Here is a 25,712-nt window from a genome sequence, read left to right on the forward strand (position 1 = left end):
GGAGCGCCGGGAGCGCCGGGAGCGCCGGGAGCGCCGGGAGCGCCGGGAGCGCCGGCGGGCCGCACCCCCATGGCGGCCCGCCGGCGCTCCCCTGCCCGCGCGCGCCTGCCCCCGCACGACTGTCCGCGCACGGTTGCGCCGCCCGGGTGAAGCCGGGCGGCGCGGCAGCGGACGGCGGGACGGCGGGACGGTCGGACGGTCGGACGGGCGTCGGGCAGCACAGCGGTGGAACGGCAGAGCGGTGGCCGGGCACCCGATCGGCCCGGCGGCGGGCCCGGGCGAGCCAGTCGGGCTGCTCGGGCCGGCGGCGGGCCGCTCGGGCTCAGTTGGGCGAGCCCTGCTCGGCCCGCCAGGCCTGCCAGCCCGCCGCCGAGGCCGCCGACGAAGCCACCTTGGCCTGGTGCAGCGCCCGCTGCGCCATGGCCGTCGGAGGGGTGTCCAGCTGTCGGACCCAACTGCGGCCGGCCGTGGCCAGCGCCACGCACACCATGACCGCCCCGGTCGCCCCGAGCACCGCGCCGATGCCCGTGAGGGCCGCACCGCCGGCCAGCAGCGGGCGGTTGACCTGGAAGCCGCTGAGGAAACTGTTATTGGTCGCCATGGGTCCACCATGGGCGCAGTCCGCGATCCCCGCACGCCGGGTTGCTCCGGGGTGCGCGAGCCGGGTGCGTCCGCGACGCTGGCCCCAGGGCCGCCGCGAGGGGCCCGGCAGGCAGGCCCAGGAGGCCACCCCCGGCCCAGGAGGACACCCGATGGTCGATCTCGAACAGCTCGCCGTGGAGCACGCGGCCAAGGCCACCGAGAGCCCGCACGGGCGCAGCGCCCATCTGGTGGTGCATGACGGCGTACTGCGCCAGACGGTGATCGCGCTGACCGCCGGGACGGCACTGGACGAGCACAATGCGCCCGCCGCCGCGAGCATTCAGGTGCTGCGCGGCCGGGTCTCGCTCACCGTCGCCGGGCATCTGCAGGAGTTGTCCGCGGGCCAGCTGCACCCGATCCCGCAGGACCGGCACGGGCTGCTGGCCCACGTCGACTCGGTGGTGCTGCTGACGGCGGTCACGGCGTAGCGGGCCGCAGGACGGCGTCGCCGACCAGCTGCAGTCCGCGCAGGAAGTCCCGTCCGGTCGGCGCCATCTCGGGCGCGGCCAGCCACTGCGCGGCCAGGCCCACCAGCAGGGCCTGGTAGAACATGCCGCGGGCCAGTTCGTCCTCGGTGTCCGGCACCTCGGTGAGCCCCTGGAACAGTGCCGCGAGCCCGAGCCTCCCTTCCTTCTGCGCCGCGGTGAGCGCCGCCGCCAGTTCGGGTGCCCGGTCGGTCTGCACCATCGCCTCGAACTGTGCCGCCCAGAGGCCGCGGTGTTCGACGAAGGTCTCCTTCACGCCGTCCCAGACCGCGACGAACCGTTCCTCCGGGCCGTCCGCGAGTTCGTTCGCGCGTGCCACCACGGCGCCCAGTGCCCCGCCCCACTCCCCCGTGGCCTCGATCAGCGCCACGTTGAGCAGCGCCTCCTTGGAGCCGAAGTGGTAGCCGATGGCCGCCAGGCTGACGCCGGAGGCGGTGGCGATGTCACGGGCGGTGGTGCGCCCGTAGCCCTTCTCGTACAGGCAGCGCTTGGCGCCGGCCAGCAGGTCCTCACGATTTCCCATGGCGCTGATGCTACGGCCTGTCTGGACAAATGTCTTGCACGTCCGTCTCACACGGAAGCCTGAGACAAACGATTTAGACGCTCGTACTAGACAAACGTCTGACACGCCCGTACCGTCTTCCTCATGACCGCAACCACCGGCCGCGCAGGCCGTCGCGAATGGATCGGCCTGGCCGTCCTCCTGCTCCCGACCCTCGTCCTGACCATGGACATGGGCGTGCTCTTCTTCGCTGTCCCGTACATCTCCACCACGCTGGCGCCGAGCGGCACCGAGCAGCTGTGGATCATGGACATGTACTCGTTCCTGCTGGCCGGCCTGCTGATCACGATGGGCTCGCTGGGCGACCGGATCGGCCGCCGCCGGCTGCTGATGATCGGCGCCGCGGGCTTCATCGGCGCCTCGGTGCTGGCCGCCTACGCGGACGGGGCGGGCCAGCTGATCGCCGCCCGCGCCGTGCTCGGCACCGCCGGGGCGACGGTGATGCCCTCGACCCTCGCGCTGATCCGCAACATGTTCCACGACCCCAAGCAGCGGCAGATCGCCCTCGGCGCCTGGGGCGGCATCCTCACCGCCGGCGCCACGCTCGGGCCGGTGGTCGGCGGCCTCCTGCTGGACCACTTCTGGTGGGGCTCGGTCTTCCTGGTCGCCGTCCCGGTGATGGCACTGCTGCTGATCGCCGCCCCCGTCCTGCTGCCCGAGTACCGTTCCCCGCAGCGCGGCCGCTTCGACCTGCTCGGTGCCGGCCTCTCGCTGGCCGCGATCCTGCCGCTGGTCTACGGCGTCAAGACCCTCGCGGTGGACGGCTGGAGCCCGCTCGCCGCCGCGGCCGTCCCGGTCGGGCTGCTCTTCGTCGGCCTCTTCGTATGGCGCCAGCGCACCGCCGCCGACCCGCTGCTCGACCTGAGCCTGTTCCGGATCCGCGCCTTCACCGGGGCGATCACCGTCAACACGGTGGCGATGTTCGCGATGATGGGCTTCACCCTCTTCACCTCGCAGTACCTGCAGCTGGTCAAGGGCATGAGCCCGCTGACTGCCTCGCTCTGGTCGCTCGTCCCCAGCGTGGGCGTCGGTGCGGCGGTCGGTGTCAGCTCGGCGCTCGCCGGGAAGGTCCGTCCGGCGGTGCTGATGGCCGCCGGTTTCCTGGTCGGCGCGGTCGGCTTCGCGATGATGACGCAGGTCGGCCCCGACTCGCCGCTCGCCCTCATCCTCACCGCGGCGGGCGTCCTGGCCGCCGGCACCGTCGGCACCATGACCCTCACCGCCGAGATGGTCGTCTCCGCCGCGCCGATCGAGCGGGCCGGCACCGCCTCCGCGACCTCCGAGACCGCGGTCGAGCTCGGCAGCTCGCTCGGCATCGCCCTGCTCGGCGCGGCCGGCGCCGCCGTCTACCGCTCCCGGCTGGACGGCGCCCTCCCGGCCGGTCTGGACGGCGAGGCCGCCCGCACCGCCCAGGACACCCTCGGCGGCGCGGTCACCGTCGCCGCCGAGCTGCCCGGCCGCCTCGGCACCGAGCTGCTCGGCACCGCCCGCGCCGCCTTCACCGACGGCCTGCACGTGGCCGCCGTGGTCGGCCTGGTCTTCGCGGTCGGCGCCGCCATCCTGGCCTACCGCCTGATGGCCCACCTCCCCGCACACACCGCGGAATCCGCCACCGAGCCGGCCGCCGTCTGACCGGAACCCCACCCTGCGCGTCATCAAGAGCCCCCGCCCATCCGGCGGGGGCTCTCGCACGCGTGCCCGGAGGCTGTCGCGGAGCGGCTGCGGCGTGCCAGGCTGCCGGGCATGTCGCACAGTGCTGAACACGGGCGGGTCCGGGCCGGTTACAACGCCGTCGCGGAGGACTACCAGAAGCAGATCGGGGGTGAGCTGGCCCACAAGGCGGTCGACCGGGCGTTGCTCGGGGTGGTGGTGGAGGCCGCCCGGGGCGGCCTGGTGGCGGACCTCGGGTGCGGGCCGGGGCACGTGGCGGGGTGGCTGGCGAAGCAGGGCGCTTCGGTCGTCGGGATCGACCTGTCGCCGGGGATGGTGGAGATCGCCCGGCGGGAGCACCCCGCGGCGGAGTTCCGCGAGGGGGACCTGCTGCGGCTGCCCGCCGCGGACGGGGAGTTCGCGGCCGCGGTCGCGCTCTACTCGGTGATCCACCTCGAACCCGGCGAGCTGCGGCCCGCCTTCGCGGAGATGCGGCGGGTGCTGCGGCCGTCCGGCACCCTGCTGGTCTCGTTCCACCTCGGCACCGAGGTGCGGCGGCTCGACGAGTGGTGGGGACACCCGGTCGCCATCGACTTCCACTTCCTGGAGTCGGAGCGCGTCGCCGCCCTGCTGGCGGAGGCCGGGTTCACCGTCGAGGCGCGGCTGGAACGGGAGGGCCTCCCGGAGGAGGCGGCCACCCGCCGCGGCTACCTGCTGGCCCGCCGGGACGCCGGCTAGACCAGTGCCCGCTCCTCGCGGGCGGGCTCCGGCCCCTCGACCGGTGAGCCGAAGCGGGCCAGGTAGTGCCAGACCCGCTTGAGGTCCTGCGGATCGTGCCGGCCGGTGCGGACGGCGTCGCCGATGATGCGCGGGTCGAGCAGGCCGTCCTCGGCGATCGCGATGCCGAGGGCGACGAACTCGGGGCCCCGGTACTCGGGGTGACGGCTCAGCTCCTCGGTGGTCAGGCGCAGGCCCGGGTGCCATTCCAGCGCGCAGGGCAGCCGGCGGGCCCGCTCCTCGACCGGGGTGCCCCGGAAGCTCGGGTCCAGGACCAGCGCCTCCACGTCCGTGTCGAGCCGGACGGGGCCGTGCACCTGGGCCTCGATGTAGTCGTCGAGCGGGTCCGCGTCGTCCGCTTCGGCGAGGGCGATCAGGGGCATCCGGTCGGCGGTGCCGAAGTCGGTCGGGTCGAGGTAGCTGTCCGGGTAGCAGAAGGTGGCGCGGGCGAGGGCCTGCGGGGCGAGCCGGACGTGGGCCGAGCCGAAGCGCGGCGCGGCGCCGAGCGCCTTGCGGCGGAAGTTCAGCGCGCCGTACACCGGGCGTTCCTCGGCCGGGGCCTCGTCGTACGCGCCGCCGAAGATCCGGCTCTCCCAGCGCCAGCGGTCGCCGCCGGGGTGGGCGGTCAGGCCGCCGTTGCCGGTGCCGGTGACGAACTGGGAGCGGTAGACGCCGTCCCGCGCGAGCGCCTCCAGGATGTCCCGGCCGCCGTCGGCCCGGTCGGGGTGGAAGTTGAGGGTGACGCGGAGGTCGCCGCCGAGCGGGCCCCCGGTGGCGAGGGTCGCGACGTGCCGCAGGGCTCGCCGCTGGGCGGGGCTGGGGGTCGCGGGGCCGGCCGTGTCGATGCTCATCCCGGCAGTCTGGCGGAGGCCGGCCGGTCGGCGCATCCGAGTTCCCGGGGCCTGAGCCGCGGGGTGGGGCGGGGCGGTGCTCGGGGTGCCGGCGGTGGTGTTCCGTGTCCTCATCATCGGTTATGCCAATTGAGCCCGATGGCCGGAATTCACCGCGTGTTCCACACCACTAATCGCCGTCCGCCTTGGCGGCACCTGGTTTTTGACCAGCGTTTCCCGGCCGGTGTATACGTTCGCCGCCACGGGCAGGCATACTGGCCAGGTCGGGCGCTTTGCCCTCCCGTGACTATAGACAAGAAGGGACCGGTGGCCAGGGATGCTGCGGAACGGTCTTGAGCCCTGGCACCTCCTGGTGGTGCTGGCGGTCGTCATCCTGCTGTTCGGATCGAAGAAGCTGCCGGAGATGGCCCGTGGCCTCGGCAAGTCCATGCGCATTCTGAAGGCGGAGACGAAGGCCCTGCGCGAGGACGAGGCTCCGGCCGCGGACGCCGCCGCTGCCGCCGCGCCGGGCACGGCGCAGAGCACCGCCGCCCCGCAGGCGCAGGCCGCGCCGCAGCAGCCGGCCGCCCAGCAGGCGGTCGCGCCGACCAACGTGACCAAGGCCACCGAGACCCCCCGGTCCACCACCACGGCCTGAGGTTCCTCTCCGACCGAGCCCCCACCGGAAACGGCGGGGGCTTCGTCGTGTCCGGGGCGCGGGCGGCGCATGCTGCGCGTGGGCCCTTTCGGCGTGTCGGCCCGTTCGGAGCAGCCCGCCGGGCGGGTCCGGCGCCGCTGCGGCAGGCTGAGCGAGATGTCCGCGCCCCCGCTCCCGCCGCCCGCCGAGACCCGCATCGACCTGCAGGCCTGGTTCCTGCTGCTGGGTTCGTTCGGCCTGCTGATGGTCGCGTACTTCACCCTGCCGCTGCGTTACTTCGGCGAACACCGCCCGGTGCTCAGCTGGTTGCTGTTCATCGCCGGCCTGACGCTGCTGAGCGGGCTCCTGCTGGGCCGGGTCCTCGACATCCTGCGCGGGACGGGACGGCGGCCCGGGGTGTGGCTGGTCTTCCTGATCTGTCTCTCGCTGACCCTCTTCGCCGCGACGTACTACGTCATGGCCGGGACGAGCGGCGAGTTCAACGGCCTGAGCACCCGCCTCGACGCGCTCTACTTCACCATCGTCACGATGGCCACCGTCGGCTACGGCGACATCACCGCGGTCGGCCAGTGGCCCCGGCTCATCGTGATCCTGCAGATCGCCTACAACTTCGTCTTCCTGGCGGCGGCCGCCGGGACACTGACGCAGCGGGTCCGCAGCGGGCTGGAGAGCCGGGTCCGGGAGCAGGACGGGAGCGGCCGGGGCCACCGGGGCGGCCGCCGCGGTGACGGCCACCGCGGCAAGCACGGCGGTGACCACGGCGGCTGACGCGGAGTCCGGCCGACCGTCAGCCGTGGGTGGTGTCGATCACGCAGAAGCGGTTGCCGTCCGGGTCGGCGAGGACGACGAAGTCCGGATCCTCCGGATAGCGGTCCCAGTCGACGGCGCGGGCCCCCAGCGCGACCAGCCGCTCGATCTCGGCCGCCTGCTCGGCGGCGTCCGCCACGTACAGGTCGAGGTGGACGCGCGGGTACTCCTGGACGGGCGACTCGCTGAGGCCGAGTGCCAGTTGCACACCGGGCCCCTTCGCGGGCACCAGGACCACCCAGTCGTCCGCGCCCTCGTCCCGGGGGACGTAGTCCAGCGCCTCCGTCCAGAAGGCGACCGCACGCCGCACGTCCGCGACGCCCAACACGATGGATCCGATGGTCAGCACGGGCCTGATTCTGCCCGGTCGCACGCCGTGGGCGGCGGGAATTCCGGGTCGGGACGGCGCCGGACGGGGGCACGCCACCGGGACCGCCACCACGGCGGAACACGGTTCCAGGGCCCAGAGGTGTCCACCGCAGCCCTGACGGGGCCGACGGCACCCCGTTCGACCTGCCGTTCTTCATCTTCCAGGGCGACCGGGACGTGCTCACCCCGGCGGACCGCGCCAAGCGGTACTTCGACGACGTGCAGGCCCCGATCAAGGACTCCGCCCTTATCGAGGACGCCGGCCACTTCGCGTCCTTCCGGCACCCCGACCGGTTCCTCGGCCTGATGCTGGCCAAGGTGCGGCCCGTGGTCACCGGCCGTACGCACGCCACCGCCCGGTAGCGGCGGCGAGGCCCCTGCCCTGGTGGGTAGGGGCCTTCGGGTTGCCGTGTCAGGTGGGTATGCGGTGGCGGCCGGGGTTGGTGTTGCGGTGGTGGGTTTCGGGGCCGTAGTGGCCGGCCTGGCGGGCGATCCAGGCGTATTCGTGGGTGCCGTCGGGGAGTTGGCGCAGTTCCCAGCGGCCGTGGCGGGTGATGGGCGGGGGTGGGGGGTGCTGGTCGTCGTTGACCTTGAGGGCGGTGAGGACGCCGAGGGCGACGGTGGTGAGGGCGAGGGCGAGGAGGGTGAGGAGGGCGGCGCCGACGAGGAAGTTGGCGGTGCCGGTTCTCATCGGCGGATCCCCAGGACGCGGTGGCCGAGGTGGGCGGCGAGGCCGTGGAGGAGTTCGTGGGCCTGGTCGTGGGTGAGGGGGAGGGCGAGCTGTTCGCCGGGGCCGGTGTGGAGGTCGAGGTCGACGGCGAGGCGGAGCTGGACGGTGGCGTCGGGGGCGTGCTCGACGCTGAGGTAGGCGACGGTGGTGCGTTCGATGTGGATCGCTTCGGTGATCAGGGGGATCAGGACTCCCACGGCTCGTTCCTCTCGGTGTCGCGCAGCAGGTGGAGGAGGTTGAGGAGGGTGGCGACGGGGGCGTTGCCGAAGTCGATGAGGATGCGGCCGTCGACGGTGCCGCCCACGGTGGTGGCGGAGCCCCACTGGATGCCGAACCTGGCGCCTCGGGTGTGGAGTTCGCGAATCAGGGCGGTGATCTGGGTGTCGGTGTAGTCGCTCATGCGGGGGTCGTCGGGCGCGATCGGGGTGCGGCGGGCGCTCACGCGGCGGCGTCCAGCTCGAACCAGACCCTTTTGCCGTTCTTGCGCGGGTCGGTGCCGAAGCGGTGGGTGAGCGAGCGCACGAGGTGCAGGCCCCGGCCGGACAGCTCGTAGGGGTCGGCACTCTGACGCGGCTCGGGCAGGGTGGGGCTGTCGTCCGCGACCGAGACCCGCAGGGTGCGGTTCGGGAGGAGGACGACGACCACGGTCGGGGCGGGGGTGGCGCCGTGGCGCCAGGCGTTGACGTACAGCTCACACAGGGCGAGTTCGGCGTCGGCGATCAGGTCGTCCGGCCAGGCCGCGAGGGCGAGGGCGTCACGCAGCTCCTCACGGGCGGCGGACCAGTCCGGCGGCAGGGCGGAGGAGGGGCCGGGGGTTTCGGGCAGCGTGAAGGCACACATGAGGGACCTCCGAGAAGAGGATGCAGTGGGGTGTCACCGGCGGATACGTCGCCGTGAGCCAAGCCAGAACGGGACCGGGATGCCACGCATGGCTGCTCTGCGGTGCGCGGGCAGCAGGCGCCTACTGCCCTGGAAACAGGCGTTACTGACGATCCATCGGATCGATGTGAGACGACCGTAGCGCACTCGACCACAAATTTGTGGCGGCCGTCGGAAAGTTCCCCCGATGGTGGCAGCCCGCATGATCCGAACCGCGATGGACCAGCGCACCGCCAACGCGGCAGACTGAGCCCGATACCCCTAGAGAGGACGACATGGCACTTCGCGTCAACCCGACTCTTCGCCAGCGTCGCCTGGGTGCCGAGCTGCGGAAGATGCGTGAGCAAGCCGGCTTCGGGGGCAGCCAGCTCGCCCGAGCGCTTGGGATCGGGCCTGCCCAGGTCACACAGATGGAAGCAGGAAGGACCGGTATCAGCGTTGACCGCCTGCGCACGATTGCCGCAACGTGCATGTGCGTCAACGAGCAGCTGATCGATGCCCTCGCCGACATCATCACGGAACGCGGGGAAGCCGGCTGGTGGGAGGAGTATCGCGGAACCCTGTCCACGGACTTCCTCGAAGTGGCGGAGCTTGAGGGTCACGCACGAAGGCTCTCGACCTACACGATCACCTTCATCCCGGGACTCCTCCAGACCGAGGCGTACGCGTCCGCCGTATTCTCTGGCGCGCTTCCACCTCTACCCCGCCAAGAGATCGCCCTCAGGACAGCCTTTCGCATTCAAAGGCAGCGCATCGTCCGTTCCGGCAAAACGCCGTACACCGCGTTCATCCATGAGGCCGCACTGCGGATGCAGTTCAGTGGACCAAAGATCCGGGCCGAACAGCTCGACGGGCTCGTGGAAGACTCCGAGATGCCGGGCATCTCCGTTCGGGTGATTCCATTCAGCGTAGATACTCTGCCGAGCGCCACTGAGAACTTCACCTATGCCGAGGGGCCGATCCCCGAGCTGGACACCACGCAGACCGATATGGCCCCTGGATGTCAGCTCTTCGATGCCCCCGCACACCTCGCGAGGTTCCGGGCCATCCTGACCAGGACGGCATCGAGCGCACTCTCCGAAGAAGAATCGCGGGAGTTCATTCGGGCCATCAAGAAGGAAATGGATAGTGAACATGCCTAGCTCCCCTTGGCAGAAGGCCAGTTACTCCGGCGCGAATGCCGATTGCGTCGAGGTGCGCACCCTGGACGGGGTGGTCGAACTCCGTGAGTCCGACGACGGCGACGTCGTCGTCCGCACCACCCCCACCAAGTTCGCCGCCTTCCTCCAAAGCGTCAAAGCTGGCGAGTTCGACCACCTCACCGCCTAGTACTCCAGCTGTAGATCTTGATCACGACTGTCGGAGGGCCTGACGTTGGTAGTGGCCGCTCCGTGCACGGGCCTGGTGTCGTCGGCGCCAGCATGACCAACTGAGCCAGTCACAGCCGGCTGACTTCAGCGAGCCGGTGCTCGACGCCAGTGCACAGGGCATCTCGAAGGGTGCCGGAGACGGCGAGGACGAGCGGACCCTCGCCGTCGTCCGGGTCGACAACAGTCTCGGGAACATCGTCGTCAAGGACTTCCTCAAAGCTCCGACCGGTGAAGATGCCCTCCCACTCGATAGGAGTGGCTCTGTTCACGAGAGAGGGCAGCGTTTCTAAAGGGATTTGGGAGGCACCGGGGTTCTGGCCTGGGTCCGAATGGTCACGAGTTTCGGCAGCGGGCGGAGTCCGTTCCGCTTGGGATGCAGACCATGCCTGTTCGATTGTTAGGAACATGGGTCTGGGGGTTGAAGTTGCCGCTGCGGCAGCTCCTACCGTCATGGCCAGGGCCGGAGAGACCGGCCCGGCGACACACGTGCAGGAGTCGTGATGGACTGGCCGATCTCAGAGGTGGCCCGGATGTCGGGCGTGACCGCCCGGACACTGCGCCACTACGACGAGACCGGCCTACTGCCGCCGGCCCGGATCGGCGCCAACGGCCACCGCTATTACGAGGAGCACCAGCTTCTGCTGCTGCAGCAGATCCTCGTACTGCGGGCGCTGGGCGTCGGGCTGCCGGAAATCGGCCGGATCCTTGCAGCGCGGGTCGACGAGGTGGACGCCCTCCGGAGCCACCACCAGCGGCTGCTCGCCGAACGGGACCGGCTCGATGCCCTGGCCGACACCGTCTCCCGCACAATCGCCGAACTGGAGCAGTCCAGGAAGGACGGCAACCCCATGAGCATCAACCGCCCGGAGAACCTCTTCGAGGGCGTCCAGCCCTCCCACTACGAGGACAGCCTGCGCGACTTCCCCGAGCTCGCCGAAGCGGCCACCCGGCGGACCGCCACGATGGATCCGGCCGAGGTCGAGGCCGGGCAGCGCGAGCGCACGGCACAGATGATCCGGCTCGCCGAGCTCCTGACCACCGGCCTCCCGGCCGACGCCGAACCCGTTCAGGCCCAGATCGACGCCCAGTACCGGGCCCTGATGGAACTGCGCGCCGTGTCCGCCGAGGAGTACCGCGCCATCGGCCGCTCCTGCGTGGACAACGACACCTGGCGCAGCGCCTACGAAGCGATCGCCCCGGGTCTGGCCGCGTACCAGCGCGACGCCATCGAGGCATACGCCGCCACCCGGCTGTCCTGAGCGCGGCGCAACCGCCATCCCGGGACAGGCCCGCGATGGCGGTTGCGCCGTGTCACGGCGGCTGGCGAAGTTCGATCCCGAAAACCGGCTGCGACCACCTCAACAGGGTGCCGCCCGTTCTCGTGAACAACGACTCCGCTCACGAAAGACCGCCTCCCGACGAGCTGAACAATCGCTGTCGGAAGTCGTGAACAAAGCCGATAAGAGCCTCCTCGACATCGAAGTTGCCGAAGGTCAGGGACTCGAAGACCCCGTCGGGACCACCCTCCGCGACAGCAGCGGCAGGCTTCGGCGTCCGGTGCCACGAAGAACGTGATGACGATGCTCACCGGGGCACAGTGCCTGTTCCACCGGGCCCGGTCTACCCGCCAGCGGCCGGCAGAGGCCGACCTACCGACCGGAGATGCTGTCCGCCCACAGGCCGAGATCTAGATCTACAGCTGGTACTAGGTTCACCATGAGATCGGGTACAGGTTTCATGGCACCGCCCTCCTGCGGTGCCCTAGCGTCGTGCCATGACGATTCCAGCTGGACTGAGACGCACGGTCCTCCGGGCACAGCGGGACACCGGCTTTCTTGCCGCTGGTGTGCTGCCGCACCTGGCGCTGGTGCCCGTGTGGGCCTGGGCGGCGGCGACTACCGCCAGGACGGGGAACTGGCTCCTTACGGTTTCCGTGTCGGCCGCCCTGGTCCTGCTCGGCACCCCGGTGCTGACGGCCGTTCAGCGGGCTCGCTACCGGGCGCTCATCGGTGTGGACGTCCCCCGGCTCACCCCCACCGCGCCGGAACAGTGGACGTGGGCCTCGACCGGTCGGTGGCTCGCGGCGACGCGGCCTTGGCGCAAGATCGGCTACCACCTCCTGCTGGGCCCGCTGCTCGCGCTGCTGGAGCTGCTGGTGCTCGCGGTGGCAGCGGCGTGCCTGGCGGGCGTCACCGCCTACGCCTGGTCATGGGCGCTGCCGACCGGAATCCGCCAGGACTGGTTCGGCTACCTGACCCAGCTGCCGGCTTACACAGCGGCTGGACTCCTCCTCCTGTACGCCCTGCCCTGGACGGCGCGGGCGATAGCCCGGACCGAGGCGCGGCTGACGTTGGTCCTGCTCGGGCCCAGCCGGGCGCAGCGACTCCAGGAGCGGGTCGATCAGCTGGCCGTGAGCCGGACCGACTTGATCGAGGCCGTCGACGGGGAGCGCCGCCGGATCGAGCGCGACCTGCACGACGGCACCCAGCAGCGGCTGGTGTCTCTCGCGGTCAACCTGGGTCTGGCCATTGCCACCCGCCCGGACCTGCCGAGTGATGCCCGCGAGGTGATCGCGAGAGCGCATCTGGAGGCGAAGGAGGCGATCACCGAACTCAATGACCTGGTGCGGGGGCTGCACCCGGCCGTGCTCGAAGACCGCGGTCTGGACGCGGCGTTGTCCGGGCTGGCTGCCCGCACGCCCCTGCCGGTGCGGCTGCGGGTCGATCTGGAGGAGCGGGTGGCGCCCAACGTGGAGTCGGTCGCGTACTTCGTGATCTCTGAGGCGCTGACCAATGCGACGAAGCACGCCAACGCGATGCGCGCGGAGGTGATGGTCCATCAGGTGGGCGAGGTGCTGCGAGTGCGCGTTACCGACGACGGGCTGGGCGGTGCCGACGCCGCCGCCGGCACGGGGCTGACCGGGCTGGCCAAGCGGGTCGGCTCCCTCGACGGGGCCTTCCACGTCAGCAGCCCCGTTGGCGGGCCCACCACCATCACCGCGGAGCTGCCGTGCGCGCGGTGATCGCCGAGGACTCGGTGCTGTTGCGGGTCGGCCTGATCAAGGTGCTGGAGATGGGCGGGTTCCAGGTCGCCGCGGAAGCCGGCGACGCGGAGGGGCTGTTGGCGGCGGTGGCGGAGCACCGGCCCGAACTCGCCCTGATCGACGTCCGGATGCCGCCGAACTTCACCGACGAGGGGGTGCGAGCGGCGATGGAGATCCGCCAGCGCTGGCCGGGGACGGCGGTGGTGTTGCTTTCGCAGTACGTGGAGGAGCGGTACGCGGCTGACCTGCTGTCCACGAACACCAGCGGTGTGGGCTACCTGCTCAAGCAGCGGGTTGCCGATGTCGCCGACTTCGTGGCGGCAGTCCGGCGAGTGGCGGACGGGGGCACGGCCCTGGACCCGCAGGTCGTCGCCCAGTTGCTGCTGCTGCGGCGCGACAGCGACCCGCTCGCGCGGCTGACCCCCCGCGAACGGGAGGTGCTCGGCCTGATGGCCGAGGGGCGCTCCAACGCCGGCATCGCGCAGGCGCTGGTGGTCAGCGAGAGCGCCGTGGCGAAGCACATCAACAACATCTTCGCCAAGCTTGACCTGCCCCTGGCCGACGCGGACCACCGCCGCGTCCTGGCCGTGCTGCGATTCCTCGGAGCGTCCCGGGCCTGACCTTCCCATCCGTGATCACGATCTACGGCTGGAGTACCAAGAGCTGCCCCGCAGCATCTCTCACGCCTGCGATCTACTCGGTGGTACGTCTCAACCTCACAGGGCGCCCGCGTCTCAGTACCCAGGCCACCGGCATGAGACGGCCCGGGCAGTACGCCGACTACATCCAGTACGGAGACAGCGGACAGGGCGTCAGGTGCGTTCAGGCGGGCCTGAACAACTGGAACGCCTCGGCCCAGACGCACACCCAGAAGCCGTCCCTTGTTGTGGACGGCGTGTTCGGCAACGCCACCCGCAACCTGCTGATGGAGTACCAGCAGTGGCGTTACCTGGGGGTCGATGGCGTCGTTGGCCCTGACACCGGCGACACCCTCTACTACACCTGGATCGCGCCGGTCCTTTCTGGCTGCTACTCGGTCATTCCCACCAAGTCGTAAGTAGCCAGGACGCCGCATCGCTCGGCGTCGCGGTTCGAAGTGTCGGTACCCCCGGAACGGGATACCGACACTTCTGCTGCCGGTGATGCAGGAGAGTGCACTCGGAATCGACATCCTCAGGGTCTCCGGCGGGCCGCGCGAGATCGTCCCGGTGTGCCCGGTACCTACCTACAGATCTGCCGGGCGGAGGAACCCGTAGGCGCGCTCGACCTTCGCCACGTGGACCGCGAACGAGGCATACCAGTGCTCGCGCCCGTGCGCACGGGTCAGCGCGTGCTCCGCGTGACCCCGCCAGGCCGCGATCGACTCCTCGTCGCTCCAGTAGGACACCGTGATCCCCAGACCGTCCGCGCCGCGAGCCGAATCGACGCCGAGGAAACCCGGCTGGTCGGCGGCCAGCTTCAGCATCTGCTCGGCCCTGTCCCCGTAGCCCTCGTCACCTGCGGTCCGCACGGAAGTGAACACCACCGCGTAGTAGGGCGGCGCGGGCAGCGATGCGGGCGCGAGATCGGCCACGAAGTCCTCCAACAGGCAGCGACGGGGGTACCGCCTCAAACGATCTCGCACACCCGCCCGACCCCACAACCCCGTTGCCCGTGACCGACCCACGCGCCGGGCCGGTGCCACGACCTCACCGCGGCCCGCGGCCCGCGCCCACCGGATCATCCGGATCTGCGAACGCTCGAAGGTCACATTCGACCCCGTTCGGTCAATATTTACTTTTCCGGAACACCTCTGCATAGTGGCGCCTCGACATAGGGGCGGGTCGAGCCGAGGGGGCCATTTTTTGTCTCAGATCAACGATGTCGCCGCACGCGAGATGGAACTCGAACGAGTCCAGGTCTCCGTCATAGGTGAGCTGTTCGACGAGCGACTGGCCGGGGCGCGGGAGCAGTTGGCGGGCGTGCTCGCGGCGTCGTCCGACGGCGCGGGCGCGGCGTACGAGAGGGACTTGGCGGCCGGGCGGCTGTCGGGGGAGATCCGTCGGCTGGAGGGGGCCGAGGACGGGTTGGTCTTCGGCCGGATCGACCTCGCGGACGGCACCGTCCTGCGGATCGGGCGGCTCGGGCTGCACCGGGACTCGGACGAGCTGCCGGTGCTGGTGGACTGGCGGGCCGAGGCCGCGCGGCCCTTCTACGAGGCGACGCCGATCCACCCCATGAGGCTGCGGCGCCGCCGCCATCTGCGGCTGGCGGGCCGCACGGTGGTCGGAGTCAGCGATGAGCTGCTCGACGGTTCCGCACCGACCGGACAGGACGTGATCGGTGACGGTCCGTTGACGGCGGCGCTCCAGGAGCGGCGCACGGGGCGGATGGGTGCGGCGGTCGCCACGCTGCAGACCGAGCAGGACGCCATCGTCCGGTCGCCGCACCGCGGGGTCACGGTGGTGCAGGGCGGTCCGGGCACCGGAAAGACGGTGGTGGCGCTGCACCGCGCCGCGTACGTGCTGTACGCGTTCCCGAAGGCGGCCGAGCGCGGCGTGCTCGTCGTGGGGCCGAACGCGCGGTTCCTCGACTACATCTGTCAGGTCCTGCCCTCGCTCGGGGAGAACGACGTCGTCCTGGCGACCTGCGAGGAACTGGCCGGCGTCACACCGGGCGCCGCGGACTCCTTCGAGGCGGCGCGTCTCAAGGGCAGTGCCGAACTGGCCGACGCGCTGGCCGCGGTGGTCCGCTCACGGCAGGCCCCGGACGACGACTTCGAGGCCCGGGTCGGGCAGGAGTGGATCCGTCTGGCGGACGAGGACGTCGCGCTGGCCCGGGAGGCGGCCCGGACCAGCGGTCTCGCGCACAACCGGGCGCGTCGGCTGTTCAAGGAGCTGCTGGTCGACGCCGTCGTCCGTGAACTCGCCCGCAGCGGCGCCGAGGCGCTCGAACAGATCGACGCCCAGGTCGCGCAGCTGACCGGCCTCGACTTCGACCGGATCGCGGCCGCGGACCTGCGCCGTCTCGGGGTCGACGACGTGCCCGCCACCGGCGGCGACGAGTTCGACGCCGATGCCATGCGCGCCGAACTCCTGGACGACGCCCTGCTCGACCGGGCCGTCGAGGGCCTGTGGCCGCGGCTCACGCCCGGCGACGTGGTCGACGCCCTGCTGACGGAAGCCGACGCGCTGGACGCGCACCTGCGGCAGTTCACCGACGACCAGCGGGCCCTGCTGCGGCGAACGCCCGGTGCCCCCTGGACGGACGCCGACGTGGCGCTCCTCGACGAGGCGGCGAGCCTGGTCGACGGCCCGCCCGAGCACACCTTCGGACACGTCGTCGTCGACGAGGCGCAGGAACTCACCGTCCTGCAGTGGCGGATGATCGTGCGCCGCTGCCCGGGCAGGTCGATGACCCTGGTCGGAGACTTCGCCCAGGCGGGCCCGGCGACGGCGGCCCGGGACTGGAAGGAGGCCCTCGGCCCGCACCTCGGACACCGCTTCGACCTGCGCACCCTGACCGTCGGCTACCGGACCACCCAGGAGATCCTCGCCACCACGGAGGAGTTGCTCGCCCGGATCGCCCCGGGCCGCCCACCGATCCGATCGATCCGGCGCGGCGAGGTGCCCCGCACCCTCGCCACGACCCCGGAGTCGCTCGTCACCGCCCTCCTGCGGGAACTGCGGGAACAGGGCGCCGCGTACCCCGGCGAGTTGCTCGGGGTGATCTGCGCCGACGACAGGACGGAGCGGCTCGCAGCCGCGGGGATCGAGCGGCATGCCCGCCTGGTGCCGGCCTCGCAGGCGCGCGGCCTGGAGTTCGACGCCACCGTCGTGGTCGACCCGGACGGGATCACCGCCGCCCGGCCCGGCGGTGAGCGCGACCTCTACGTCGCCCTCACCCGGGCCACCAAGCGACTGTGCACGATCACCGTCCCGCCCACCGTGGAAGTCACGGGCTGAGGACGGCCCGGGCGGTCGGCGCCGGCACCCCGGCGGCGGTCGTCGTCTCCGGCCGACGGGGCGCCGGCACCGCCCGGCCGGCGACGAGTGCGTCCCACTGGTCCCGGGTGGGGCCGTCGTGCTCCGGCTCGAAGTCCGGACGGCCTGCCAGCCAGGCGGTGACGTGCCGGTCCACCTCGTCGGTGCCGTAGGCGTCCTGGGCCGGTCGCACGAGATGGCGCACCTGGGCCCGGGCCCGCATGACGACGGGGTCCTCGAAGGCGCAGGCGGCCACGGCGGCGGCCCGCCGGTCCGTGAGCGGTGCGCTCTCGGCGAGGCGTTCCCCGTTGACGCGGTCGGCCGTCACCTGCGCGTCGAACCACGGGCGCAGGGCCTGCGCCGTCCAGGCGTGGTAGCCGGCGGGGTCCGCGGCCGTCTCGTCGGCATGGGCGGCGAGGTACTGGGCCGCCCGCAGGCCGAAGGACACGCCGTGGCCCGAGGTGGGGTTGGTGTGGATGAGGCTGTCCCCGGCGTTGACCAGCCCGGTGACGACGGGTCCGTCGTCGTCGACGAGGGAGGTCCAGCGGTTGTCCAGGCCGGCCATCGCCAGGACGGCCGACTGCGGTTCGGGGGCCAGGTCGAGCCAGGCGGCGCTGGCGGGGAAGAGGCGGGCGACGGCCTCGAACACGGCGGGGTCGGTGAGCGCGCCACGGGTCGGATCACCCGTGGAGAGCACCAGGTTCACCGCGAAGGTGTCGTTGTCGGAAGGGAAGACACCGGCGAACGCGAACGGGGCGGCCGAGCCGTTCTTCACCCGCCCGGGGTCGCGCGGGCCGTCCGCCCGCAGCCGGTACCAGCGGCACAGATAGGCGAGCCCGGTGCGGTGGCTCTCGACCACGGGCGGGCGGCAGCCGGCCGCGACCAGCCAGGCGGGGACCGGCGAGCGGCGACCGGACGCGTCGACGACGAGGTCCGCCCGGTGCGAGTCCCCGCCGACCCGCACGCCGGTGACCCGGGCCGGGCGGCCCTCCTCGACCGTGAGGGCGTCCACCCGGCGGCCCCGCCGCACCTCGACGGTGGGTTCCCGCCGGACGGCCGCGGTCAGGGCGGCCTCCAGCACGATGCGGCGGGTGCGCAGGGTCACCAGCTCCTCGTCGCCGGGCCGGTGCGGCGGATGCTCGTCGAACCAGTCGAAGTCGTGGTACTCCCGGGCCCCGCGCGCCAGCAGGTCCGCGTAGACGTCGGGGACCTCGGCGCGCAACACGGTGCGCACGGGCGCGAGGAGCGAGTGGGGCTGGACGGCCTGCGGGATCCGGGGCCTGGGCCAGTGGAAGAAGTCCTGGTGCGGGTCGTCCCCGGCCTGCCGCGCGTCCTGCTCGAACAAGGTCACCGCGTGACCCCGCCGACCGAGCATGAGCGCCGTCCCCAGCCCGCTGATACCTCCGCCGATCACTGCAACCCGCGCCACTGAGCTCCCCTTCGCGTCGTGTTGCGAAACGAGCCTACTGCCCGACGATCTTCGATCGGGCACCGGCACCGGCCGTCACGGCGCGGGCGGGGGGCGCGGGCGGGGGGCGCGGGGCGGTGCTCCCCCGTCCCCGGATCAGTCGTTCTGGTCGAGGGCGGCGGAGGCGTTGAGGGAGGTGATCAACGCGCTGAGGCGGGCGTTCCAGTTCTGGGACGTCGGCCCGTCGATCGCGTGCTTCTTGGCGAGGTCCCGGACCGTCTTCTGGGCGTTCTTCAACTCCTGCACGGCGTCGTCCTCCTTCCCCTGGTTCAGGCGCGCGGCGGCGTCGTCGAGGGTGTGCAGGAGGTCGATCTGGCGGTCGCGTTCCTTGGTCAGCTGGGCCTGGGCGACCACCTGGCGAAGCGCGTTGAGCTGAACGGCGGGGGTCTGACCGCGCGGCGGGGTCGGGGTCGCCGACGGGGTCGGGGTCGCCGGCGGGGTGGGAGTGACGGGCGCGGGAGACGTGGGCGTCGGGGCGGCCGAGGCGGTCCGGGTCGGCCTGGGCGGCGGCGCGGCGGTGGGGGTGCCCGGGTCGTCGAAGGCGGTGAGCGCGAGCATCGCCGCTCCCGCGACCCCCACCAGGCCCAGCGCGCCGAAGATCAACGGTTTGCGACGGCTCTCCCGGACGGGCTCGTCCACCACCGGGGGCGCGGACGGGACGGGCGCCATCACCGAGGTCGCGGCGGGGGCCGGCCGGCCGGGGACGGGCGGCAGCAGCTGGGTGGCCGCACCGGTGGCGAGCAGTTCACCGGTCGGGTCGGCGAACGCCAGCCCGGGTATGCAGGCGAGCAGTTCCGCACGGGCGACCGCGGCGTCCACCGGCCGGTCCGCCGGGTTCTTCGCGAGCAGGCGGAGCACCACCGCGTCCAGCGCCGCCGGCACGCCCGCCCGTCTCGCGGAGGGCGGCAACGGGGCCTCGCTGACGTGTTTGAACGCGATCGCCACCGGGGTCTCGGCCGTGAACGGGGTCGCGCCGGTGAGCATCTCGGTCAGCACGCAGCCGACCGCGTACAGGTCGGTGCGGCCGTCGAGTTCGGAGGCCGTCGCCTGCTCGGGCGAGAGGTAGGCCGCCGTGCCGAGGACGGACGCGGTCTGGGTGAGGTTGCCGGAGGAGCCTGCCCTGGCGATGCCGAAGTCGACGACCTTCACGCCGCCGTCGTTCGTGATCATGATGTTGCCGGGCTTGATGTCACGGTGCACCAGCCCGGCGCCGTGCGCGACGGTCAGCGCCTCGCAGACGGCCGCCGCGATGCCGACCGCCCGTTCCACCGGGAGCCCGGGCTGCTGGGCGAGCAGCGCGGCCAGCGAGAGGCCGTGCACCAGCTCCATGACGATGTAGGGCGAGCCCTGGTCCACGCCGGAGTCGAAGACCATCACGATCCTCGGGTGCACCAGCATGGCGGCGTGCTGCGCCTCCCGGGCGAACCGCTCGGCGAAGCGCGGATCGTCGGCGAGGCCCCCGTTGAGGACCTTGACGGCCACCTGGCGGCCCAGCACGTGGTCCACGCCCCGCCAGACGGTGGCCATCCCGCCGACGCCGATCGACTCGACGAGTTCGTACCGTCCGTTAAGCGCCCGTCCGATCACCTGGAACCGCTCCCCTCACGTGCCCTGCCCGGGGCCCCGGACCGCCTCGTGCACGTGTGCACGATAGCCCCCGGCGGCGACGTGCCCCGGTGGAGCGTGCGTCGGGGCCCCGTGGCCTGGGGCGTCGTACCCGGGGGCGTCGTACCCGGGAGCCCGGTACCCCGGGGCCTGGAACGCCGGGGCCTCGCCGTACGCCGGGGCCTGGTACTCCGACGCGCCGTAGCCCGGGGCCTCGTCGTACGCCGACGCGCCGTAGCCCGGGGCCTGGTCGTACGCCGGAGCCTCCTCGTACGCCGGGGCGTCGTGACGCAGGGCCTCCTGGGCCGTGCCCTCCTGGACCGGCACCCGCAGGCTGCCGTACCGCTGCATCCGCTGCCAGCGCAGCCGGGAACCCGCCAGCGCGGTGAACACCGACTGGATCACCACCAGGTACATCAGTTGCCGGTAGACGAACTGCTGCAACGGCAGGCTCCAGAGCGGGCCGAGCCGCTCCCGGTCCAGCCGGAAGGCGTAGACGCCCATCAGCAGCTGAAGCAGCAGGAACGCCAGCCAGAGCCCGACGATCCGCACCGGGTCGAGGAAGGCCAGCCCGTACAGCGCGAAGACGTCCACCACCGGGGCGAGCAGCGGCAGCAGCACCTGGAACATCAGCAGGTAGCCGAGGCCGCGCCGGCCCAGCTTGCCCGCCTGCCCGCGCTGGCGCAGCGCGCCCCGGTGCTTCCACATCGCCTGCAGGGTGCCGTAGCACCAGCGGTAGCGCTGCCGCCACAGGGCGCTCAGCGAGGCCGGAGCCTCGGTCCAGGCCTTGGCCCGCTCCTCGTAGACCACCCGCCAGCCGTCCCGGCAGAGCGCCATGGTGAGGTCGGTGTCCTCGGCCAGGGTCTCGTCGCCGACACCGCCGACGTCCAGCACCGCCGAACGGCGGAACGCTCCGACCGCGCCGGGGACGGTGGGCATGCACTCGGCGAGGTCGAAGAGCCGGCGGTCCAGGTTGAAGCCGACCACGTACTCGATGTGCTGCCAGCGGCCGAGCAGACCGCCCCGGTTGACCACCTTGGCATTGCCGGAGACGGCGCCCACCGACGGGTCGCCGAAGGGCTGCACCAGCATCCGGACGGCGTCCGGCTCGAAGACGGTGTCGCCGTCGACCATCACCAGCAGCTCGGCCCGGGCGGCGGCGATACCGGTATTTAGCGCGGCCGGCTTGCCCGCGTTCTCCTGCCGGATCACCCGGACGTGGGGCAGCCGGAGCGACTCCACCAGATCGGCGGTGCCGTCCGTGGAGCCGTCGTCGACCACGATGATCTCGACCGGGTGGTCGGAGGCGAGCAGCGAACGGACGGCCGCCTCGATGCCCGCCGACTCGTTGTAGGCGGGCACGATCACGCTGACCGGCTCGGTGACCGGCGGGCCCCAGGGCCGGCGGCGGCGAAGCTTCTTGTGCCGGCGGGCGGCGACCAGGACGGCGATCGCGCGCAGCACGCTGACCGCGCCCGCCGCGTAGAGCAGCCAGCCCAGCACGGTGAGCGTCCAGTCGCCCGTCCCCAGGAGCCAGATCAGGGCGAGGCCCTGCCAGTGCTCGGCCCCGGAGGCCGGGTGGACCGGGTCGGGCAGGCCGACCGACTCGCTGACGGTGGTGAAGCGCAGGCCCCGGGCCTTCAGCCGGGGCAGCAGGGAGTCCAGCGCGGCGACGGTCTGCCAGCGGTTGCCGCCCCCGTCGTGCATCAGCACGATCCGGCCCTCCGTGCCGGGCCCCGCATCGGCCGCGTCGACGATCTCGTCCACGCCCGGGCGGCGCCAGTCCTGACTGTCCAGGGTGGTGAGCACGGAGAGGTAGCCCTCGCGCCCGGCCTGCTGGACGGCGGCCCAGCCCGGGTCGTCCAGCGCCTCGGCGGTGGACGAGTACGGCGGGCGCAGCAGCGAGCTGGTCACCCCGGCGGCGCCGGCCAGGGTCAGCTGGCTCTCCCGCAGCTCCAGCGAGCGGCGCCACTCGGACTGCGCGCCTAGGTCGGTGTGGGTGAAGGTGTGCACGCCGAGCTGGTGGCCCTCGGCGACGATCCGGCGGATCAGGTCGGGGTGCGCGGCGGCCTGGGTCCCGACCACGAAGAAGGTGGCGTGCACGCCGTTGCGGCGCAGGGTGTCCAGGACCTCCGGGGTCCAGCGCGGGTCCGGGCCGTCGTCGAAGGTGAGCGCGACGGTGCCGGGCGCGGGCCCGGCGGTACGGGGTTGCGAGCCGTCCGCGTCGATCACCGGGCCGCCGGTGCGGACCTGCTCGGGAACGGTGGCCGCACCGACCGGGCGGGCGGCCTGGTCGGGACGGGCGTCGTAGAGGTGCTGGGTGTAGCCCTGGATCAGCAGGGTGGCGGCCAGGGTGAGCAGCAGGGCGGTCAGCAGCAGCCAGTGGGTGCGCAGCGGGCCCTGACGGACGACGCCGCGCCGGCCGCGGCGGGCGGGCGCGGCGGCGACGGGCCCGGGACGGGCGGCTCTGCGGCGGCGGGAGGTGCTCACGTGGGGGCGCTTTCGGGAGACCGGGCCTCGAAAGGGCCGGGTGCGGGCCGAGCGGGGCCCGGGTACGGATACGGCCCGGGCTGGGCTGGGCTGGGCAGGGCAGGGCGTCGGCGGCGGGACCGGAGCGGGACGGACGGCCCGGTCAGGGCGTCGGGGAGGCCTTCCCGGGCTTGCCGCCGGAGTTGCCGGAGTTGCCCGGCGCGTCGGTGGGCCGGCCGTGCCCGGGGGTGGCGGAGGCGGTGGCCCCTCCGTTGCCGCTGCCGCTCGGAGTGGCGGGACCGGGCGACGGTGTGGAACCGGCTGCCTGGTCGGACGGTCGTACGGTGACCGCGACCGGCGCGGTGGTCCGGCGGCCGGCCTCCGTGGGCCGCGCCGGAGCGGGCTGCACACTGTCCGGCCCGGGTTCGCCGGTGATCGTCGACACCGGAGGCACCGGCTCGTCGGCCGGCGCGGGCGGGGCGACACTCGGCGGGGCCGGCAGCGGCAGGAAGGGCGCGCTGACGGTGGGGCCGCCGAGCACCGTGCTGGCGAGCAGCACCAGGTAGCCGGCGGCCGGCACGGCGAGCAGCAGACCGAGTCGGCGGACCCGCCGCTGGCGGCGGCCGGAGGAGTCCACGAACACCGGGGCGGCGGTGGTCTCGGCGGCCTGCCGGGAGGGGGTGGCGGCCGGGGAACCGGGCAGCGGTTCCCCGGCCGCCGGCTCGTGGTCGTACAAGGTGACGGTCACGGTCGGGTCCAGGTCTGGTCTGGTTCGCGGTGCGCGGGTGTGCGGTGTGCAGGCGTACGGGGTGCGGGTGTGCGGGTGCGCTGGTGTGCGCCCTGCGGCCCGCCCGACTGCGGGGCGGGCGGGCCGTGGGGCGCGGCCCTGGCCGGGCCGGCGGCGCGTCCGGGGTGCGCCGTCCGGTCCGGCCGGAGCCGGCCGGGTGGACGGTTGGCACGGGGGAGCCGACCGGCCACCCGGAGTCTGCGGGTGGTGAGGGTGGAGCGGTCCTGCGGTGGAGCGGGTGGAGCAGTCCGGATGAGCGACGAGCCCGGGGGGATTCGCTCGCCGCTCATCCGGAGTTCTGGGGTTACCTCCTGGGGGAGGAGTCGGCGGACTGCCCGGAGCGGTCGGGCTTCGGCAGGACGCCGGGGAGCGTCGGCACCGCGGTCGGCGTCGGGCCGGTCCCGCTCCCGCCGCCGGCGGAGCCGTTGTTCCCGTCGTCGTTCTTGCCGTCGCCGGGCCTGCCGTCGTCCTTCTTTCCGCCGTCGGTGCTGCCGGGGCGTGGCGTGGAGGTGGCGCCCTGACGGTCGTCGTCCTTGCGCCGCAGGACCTCCCCGCAGTACTCCTCCACCTTCTCCGGAGCGCCGGCCTCCGCGACCAGCACGCCGAACTGCGGGTCCGCGACCAGCAGGTTCGGGCGCTCGCCCTTGCCCTTCCGGGCGGTGTAGCCCTGGCAGAGCGCGACCAGCACGGCCCTGCTCTGCGGGCCCCCGGCCTCCGGGGAGGCCTGGGGCGAGACGCCCGGCGACGGCGGCTTCACCGCGCCGGTGGACGGACCGGCGGTGGACGCCCCGGCGGACGGCCCGCCGGTGGACGGCCCGGTGGAGGGCCGCTGCGTGGCCGGACCGCCGCCCGGTGCGGCGGACGAGGCGCCCGGGGTGGAGGAGGCCGTGGCGGGCGCCAGCAGCGAACGCCTCGGCTCCTCGGAACCGCCGCCGAGCGGGGACGGCAGGTTACCCGTCCCGGCCGCGACCGCCACACCGCCGAGCGCAGTGGCTCCGAGCACGACGGCGACAGCCTTCGTGCTGAAGGCCCTGGCCAGCGCGGCGGTTGCCATCGATCGTCTCCGGACGGGTGCGAGTGGAGCGGGAACAGCAGGGACAGGTGCGAGACGGGCCTCCCGGAACGCGGCCAGGGCGGCCTCCTCACCGGCCAGTTCGTCCGCCACCGCTGGGGCGGCGGCGGCGGCCAACACGTGGGCGACCCGCCCTCCCGGCCCGCCATCGGGCAGGAGGGGCCCGGTCGACCCGGCGCTGGCGCCCGGTCCGGTGAGTGAGGCGTCCTGCCCGGCCGACGGGCCGCCCACGGCACCGCCGAGCAACTGCTCGGCCGTGTCACGGTCGATCCGACGGGATCGGTTGGTGCTCATCTCATGTCCTTCAGCGTCGCGGCCCTGCGTTCTGTCACACCCTGCGGAGGAATTCTTTTGGTGCCGTCCTCCGCGCTCCGTCCGCCGCCTCTCCCGGCACTCCCCGCCCCGGCCGGTCCGGCACGCCCCGCCGGCGACTGGGCCGGCTGCCCGGACGGCCCGGTCGTCGGCCGCTGCGCCGGAATCCCCACACCCGCCGCGAGGGGCTGCTCCAGCAGCTTGGCCAGCCGCTTCAGCCCCCGGTGCGCGGCCATCCGCACGCTGCCGGACTTCTTGCCGAGCACCCGCGCGGCGCTCTCCGCGTCCAGCTCCATCACGACCCGCAACAGCACCGCCTCGGCCTGGTCGCGCGGCAGCCGGGAGATCAGGGCCAGCGCGTCCGCCGTGCCGACGGCGGCCATCGCCGCGCCGGCGGTGTCCTCCCCGGCGGCCAGCTCGGCCAGGTACTCGAACGGCAGGTCCGCGACCGGGCGGCGCCGACGGGCCCGCAGGTGGTCCAGCGCGCGGTTACGGGCGATGGTGGCGGCCCAGCCGCGGAACCCGTCCCCGTCGCCGGAGAAGGTCCGCAGGTCGCGGGCGATCTGCAGCCAGGCCTCGGAGGCGATGTCCTCGGCGTCCTGGGCGTCCTCGGGCCGACCGCCCACCAGTACCCGGAGGTAGCGGAGCAGGCCCGGCTGGACGCTCCGGAACAGCAGCCGGAACGCCTCCTCGTCCCCGTCCTGGGCCGCCCGCACGGTCTCCGACAGGTCGGCGGCGGTGCCCGGCCCGGCGGGCAGGACCGGGGGCGGTCCCACCGCCCCGCTGGACGGCGAGTCGGGTGGGGGGCCGCCGGACATCGGTGCCGGACCGGACCGGCCGACGGGGTTGTCGGTGCCCGCTCCGGGGCGCTCTGCACTCTGCACCCGCCACATCATGCGCCATGCGCGCCGTCCGTCCGACCCGCCCGGCCCTCCGCGACGCGCTCCCACGCCCTCGCACTCCCCGCTCGCGGGCCGTCGCCTGCGCCCCCTGTCCGCCGGCACGCCCTGGTGGAAGCCGCTCGCGCCCGGGGTCCCGCTGTGGCTCGGCCGGGGCTCGGCCGGGGCTCGGTCGCGTCCGCCACTACGGCCTGGCCGAGCTGCTGCGCCGGGTCGAACGGGACCGCGGCGGCACCGGCGAGACCTACCTGGCCCCCGCCGACCCGGAGCAGGTCGACGCCGTCCTGCTGGCCGCCTCGGTGGCCCGGATCCAGCGCGCCGAACCGGTCGACGAGG

At 73.1% G+C, this 25,712-nt stretch carries 29 protein-coding genes; 13 read left to right on the forward strand and 16 right to left on the reverse strand.

Translation table 11 applies throughout. The annotated features are described in order from the left end of the window. Positions 1-322: 322 nt before the first annotated feature. Positions 323-601 carry a hypothetical protein gene (locus tag AB0J08_RS32840; RefSeq protein ID WP_360641514.1) on the reverse strand — a complete coding sequence of 93 codons (279 nt, stop codon included), beginning with the start codon at positions 599-601 and terminating at the stop codon, positions 323-325. A gap of 151 nt (positions 602-752) precedes the next feature. Here AB0J08_RS32840 and AB0J08_RS32845 point away from each other — a divergent pair, with 151 nt between their 5' ends. Next, the gene (locus AB0J08_RS32845) at positions 753-1,070 is read left to right on the forward strand and encodes a cupin (protein ID WP_360641515.1); all 318 of its coding nucleotides are present in this window, start codon (positions 753-755) and stop codon (positions 1,068-1,070) included. Here the strand turns inward: AB0J08_RS32845 and AB0J08_RS32850 are convergent. Further along, complete coding sequence (locus AB0J08_RS32850) at positions 1,060-1,650, reverse strand: TetR/AcrR family transcriptional regulator (RefSeq protein ID WP_360641516.1); 591 nt, start codon at positions 1,648-1,650, stop codon at positions 1,060-1,062. The genes AB0J08_RS32845 and AB0J08_RS32850 overlap by 11 nt on opposite strands. 123 nt (positions 1,651-1,773) lie before the next feature. Here AB0J08_RS32850 and AB0J08_RS32855 point away from each other — a divergent pair, with 123 nt between their 5' ends. Beyond that, on the forward strand, positions 1,774-3,321 hold the full coding sequence (locus AB0J08_RS32855) for an MFS transporter (RefSeq protein WP_360641517.1): 1,548 nt from the start codon (positions 1,774-1,776) through the stop codon (positions 3,319-3,321). Between the two features lie 111 nt (positions 3,322-3,432). Next, the gene (locus tag AB0J08_RS32860) at positions 3,433-4,077 is read left to right on the forward strand and encodes a methyltransferase domain-containing protein (RefSeq protein ID WP_360641518.1); all 645 of its coding nucleotides are present in this window, start codon (positions 3,433-3,435) and stop codon (positions 4,075-4,077) included. Here the strand turns inward: AB0J08_RS32860 and AB0J08_RS32865 are convergent. Next, positions 4,074-4,967 carry a DUF3626 domain-containing protein gene (locus tag AB0J08_RS32865; protein ID WP_360641519.1) on the reverse strand — a complete coding sequence of 298 codons (894 nt, stop codon included), beginning with the start codon at positions 4,965-4,967 and terminating at the stop codon, positions 4,074-4,076. The two genes, AB0J08_RS32860 and AB0J08_RS32865, sit on opposite strands and share 4 nt — an antisense overlap. A gap of 316 nt (positions 4,968-5,283) precedes the next feature. Here AB0J08_RS32865 and tatA point away from each other — a divergent pair, with 316 nt between their 5' ends. Both tatA and AB0J08_RS32875 read left to right on the forward strand, forming a co-directional pair. Beyond that, positions 5,284-5,604, forward strand: coding sequence for a Sec-independent protein translocase subunit TatA (gene tatA / locus AB0J08_RS32870; protein ID WP_360641520.1), 321 nt, complete (start codon positions 5,284-5,286; stop codon positions 5,602-5,604). A gap of 156 nt (positions 5,605-5,760) precedes the next feature. Beyond that, positions 5,761-6,372 carry a potassium channel family protein gene (locus AB0J08_RS32875; protein WP_360641521.1) on the forward strand — a complete coding sequence of 204 codons (612 nt, stop codon included), beginning with the start codon at positions 5,761-5,763 and terminating at the stop codon, positions 6,370-6,372. A 19-nt stretch (positions 6,373-6,391) separates the two neighbouring features. Here the strand turns inward: AB0J08_RS32875 and AB0J08_RS32880 are convergent, their stop codons facing one another. Continuing rightward, positions 6,392-6,760, reverse strand: coding sequence for a VOC family protein (locus AB0J08_RS32880; protein ID WP_360641522.1), 369 nt, complete (start codon positions 6,758-6,760; stop codon positions 6,392-6,394). 197 nt (positions 6,761-6,957) lie between these two features. Between AB0J08_RS32880 and AB0J08_RS32885 the strand changes: the two genes are divergently transcribed. After that, on the forward strand, positions 6,958-7,143 hold the full coding sequence (locus AB0J08_RS32885) for a hypothetical protein (RefSeq protein ID WP_360641523.1): 186 nt from the start codon (positions 6,958-6,960) through the stop codon (positions 7,141-7,143). 49 nt (positions 7,144-7,192) lie between these two features. Here AB0J08_RS32885 and AB0J08_RS32890 read toward each other — a convergent pair whose 3' ends face one another. From AB0J08_RS32890 to AB0J08_RS32905, 4 genes are read right to left on the reverse strand one after another with little or no spacing between them, the layout of a single operon-like run. After that, complete coding sequence (locus AB0J08_RS32890) at positions 7,193-7,471, reverse strand: hypothetical protein (protein ID WP_360641524.1); 279 nt, start codon at positions 7,469-7,471, stop codon at positions 7,193-7,195. Beyond that, positions 7,468-7,707: a hypothetical protein gene (locus tag AB0J08_RS32895; RefSeq protein ID WP_360641525.1), complete on the reverse strand. Its 240-nt coding sequence runs from the start codon at positions 7,705-7,707 to the stop codon at positions 7,468-7,470. Before AB0J08_RS32895 ends, AB0J08_RS32890 begins: the two co-directional genes overlap by 4 nt. Continuing rightward, the gene (locus tag AB0J08_RS32900; protein WP_360641526.1) at positions 7,695-7,910 is read right to left on the reverse strand and encodes a hypothetical protein; all 216 of its coding nucleotides are present in this window, start codon (positions 7,908-7,910) and stop codon (positions 7,695-7,697) included. Before AB0J08_RS32900 ends, AB0J08_RS32895 begins: the two co-directional genes overlap by 13 nt. 38 nt (positions 7,911-7,948) lie before the next feature. Then, complete coding sequence (locus AB0J08_RS32905) at positions 7,949-8,350, reverse strand: ATP-binding protein (protein WP_360641527.1); 402 nt, start codon at positions 8,348-8,350, stop codon at positions 7,949-7,951. 314 nt (positions 8,351-8,664) lie between these two features. On the opposite strand from AB0J08_RS32905, the gene AB0J08_RS32910 reads away from it, so the two are divergent. Continuing rightward, a complete protein-coding gene (locus tag AB0J08_RS32910; RefSeq protein WP_360641528.1) occupies positions 8,665-9,531 on the forward strand; it encodes a helix-turn-helix transcriptional regulator in 867 nt (288 codons plus the stop codon). Further along, positions 9,524-9,718 (forward strand): DUF397 domain-containing protein, encoded by a 195-nt coding sequence (locus AB0J08_RS32915; RefSeq protein ID WP_360641529.1) that lies wholly within the window; start codon positions 9,524-9,526, stop codon positions 9,716-9,718. The genes AB0J08_RS32910 and AB0J08_RS32915 overlap by 8 nt, the downstream gene beginning before the upstream one ends. Positions 9,719-9,827: 109 nt before the next feature. On the opposite strand, the gene AB0J08_RS32920 is transcribed toward AB0J08_RS32915, so the two are convergent. Next, positions 9,828-10,028 (reverse strand): hypothetical protein, encoded by a 201-nt coding sequence (locus AB0J08_RS32920; RefSeq protein ID WP_360641530.1) that lies wholly within the window; start codon positions 10,026-10,028, stop codon positions 9,828-9,830. A 231-nt stretch (positions 10,029-10,259) separates the two neighbouring features. Between AB0J08_RS32920 and AB0J08_RS32925 the strand changes: the two genes are divergently transcribed. The 4 genes from AB0J08_RS32925 to AB0J08_RS32940 all read left to right on the forward strand — a co-directional run bounded on the left by AB0J08_RS32925 (position 10,260) and on the right by AB0J08_RS32940 (position 13,859). After that, positions 10,260-11,018: a MerR family transcriptional regulator gene (locus AB0J08_RS32925; protein ID WP_360641531.1), complete on the forward strand. Its 759-nt coding sequence runs from the start codon at positions 10,260-10,262 to the stop codon at positions 11,016-11,018. 674 nt (positions 11,019-11,692) lie between these two features. Next, positions 11,693-12,781: a histidine kinase gene (locus AB0J08_RS32930; protein ID WP_360641532.1), complete on the forward strand. Its 1,089-nt coding sequence runs from the start codon at positions 11,693-11,695 to the stop codon at positions 12,779-12,781. Continuing rightward, complete coding sequence (locus AB0J08_RS32935; RefSeq protein ID WP_360641533.1) at positions 12,769-13,422, forward strand: response regulator transcription factor; 654 nt, start codon at positions 12,769-12,771, stop codon at positions 13,420-13,422. Before AB0J08_RS32930 ends, AB0J08_RS32935 begins: the two co-directional genes overlap by 13 nt. Positions 13,423-13,433: 11 nt before the next feature. Beyond that, entirely contained in the window at positions 13,434-13,859 is a 426-nt protein-coding gene (locus AB0J08_RS32940; protein WP_360641534.1) for a peptidoglycan-binding domain-containing protein, read from the forward strand. 168 nt (positions 13,860-14,027) lie between these two features. Here AB0J08_RS32940 and AB0J08_RS32945 read toward each other — a convergent pair whose 3' ends face one another. Then, positions 14,028-14,375, reverse strand: a complete 348-nt coding sequence (locus AB0J08_RS32945) for an antibiotic biosynthesis monooxygenase (RefSeq protein WP_360641535.1) — start codon at positions 14,373-14,375, stop codon at positions 14,028-14,030. Between the two features lie 271 nt (positions 14,376-14,646). Between AB0J08_RS32945 and AB0J08_RS32950 the strand changes: the two genes are divergently transcribed. Beyond that, positions 14,647-16,746 (forward strand): ATP-dependent DNA helicase, encoded by a 2,100-nt coding sequence (locus AB0J08_RS32950; RefSeq protein ID WP_360641536.1) that lies wholly within the window; start codon positions 14,647-14,649, stop codon positions 16,744-16,746. Here the strand turns inward: AB0J08_RS32950 and AB0J08_RS32955 are convergent. The 6 genes from AB0J08_RS32955 to AB0J08_RS32980 all read right to left on the reverse strand — a co-directional run bounded on the left by AB0J08_RS32955 (position 16,736) and on the right by AB0J08_RS32980 (position 25,361). Further along, positions 16,736-18,193 carry an FAD-dependent oxidoreductase gene (locus AB0J08_RS32955; protein ID WP_360641537.1) on the reverse strand — a complete coding sequence of 486 codons (1,458 nt, stop codon included), beginning with the start codon at positions 18,191-18,193 and terminating at the stop codon, positions 16,736-16,738. The genes AB0J08_RS32950 and AB0J08_RS32955 overlap by 11 nt on opposite strands. A gap of 135 nt (positions 18,194-18,328) precedes the next feature. Then, positions 18,329-19,819: a protein kinase gene (locus AB0J08_RS32960; RefSeq protein WP_360641538.1), complete on the reverse strand. Its 1,491-nt coding sequence runs from the start codon at positions 19,817-19,819 to the stop codon at positions 18,329-18,331. A gap of 15 nt (positions 19,820-19,834) precedes the next feature. Beyond that, on the reverse strand, positions 19,835-22,327 hold the full coding sequence (locus AB0J08_RS32965) for a glycosyltransferase (protein ID WP_360641539.1): 2,493 nt from the start codon (positions 22,325-22,327) through the stop codon (positions 19,835-19,837). Between the two features lie 142 nt (positions 22,328-22,469). After that, entirely contained in the window at positions 22,470-23,054 is a 585-nt protein-coding gene (locus AB0J08_RS32970; protein ID WP_360641540.1) for a hypothetical protein, read from the reverse strand. A gap of 343 nt (positions 23,055-23,397) precedes the next feature. Next, positions 23,398-24,459 carry a hypothetical protein gene (locus AB0J08_RS32975; protein ID WP_360641541.1) on the reverse strand — a complete coding sequence of 354 codons (1,062 nt, stop codon included), beginning with the start codon at positions 24,457-24,459 and terminating at the stop codon, positions 23,398-23,400. Further along, positions 24,456-25,361 (reverse strand): RNA polymerase sigma factor, encoded by a 906-nt coding sequence (locus AB0J08_RS32980; protein WP_360641542.1) that lies wholly within the window; start codon positions 25,359-25,361, stop codon positions 24,456-24,458. The genes AB0J08_RS32975 and AB0J08_RS32980 overlap by 4 nt, the downstream gene beginning before the upstream one ends. Between the last annotated feature and the right edge of the window lie 351 nt (positions 25,362-25,712).

This window comes from Kitasatospora sp. NPDC050463 (genome assembly GCF_040655255.1).
Classification (GTDB): Bacteria; Actinomycetota; Actinomycetes; order Streptomycetales; family Streptomycetaceae; genus Kitasatospora.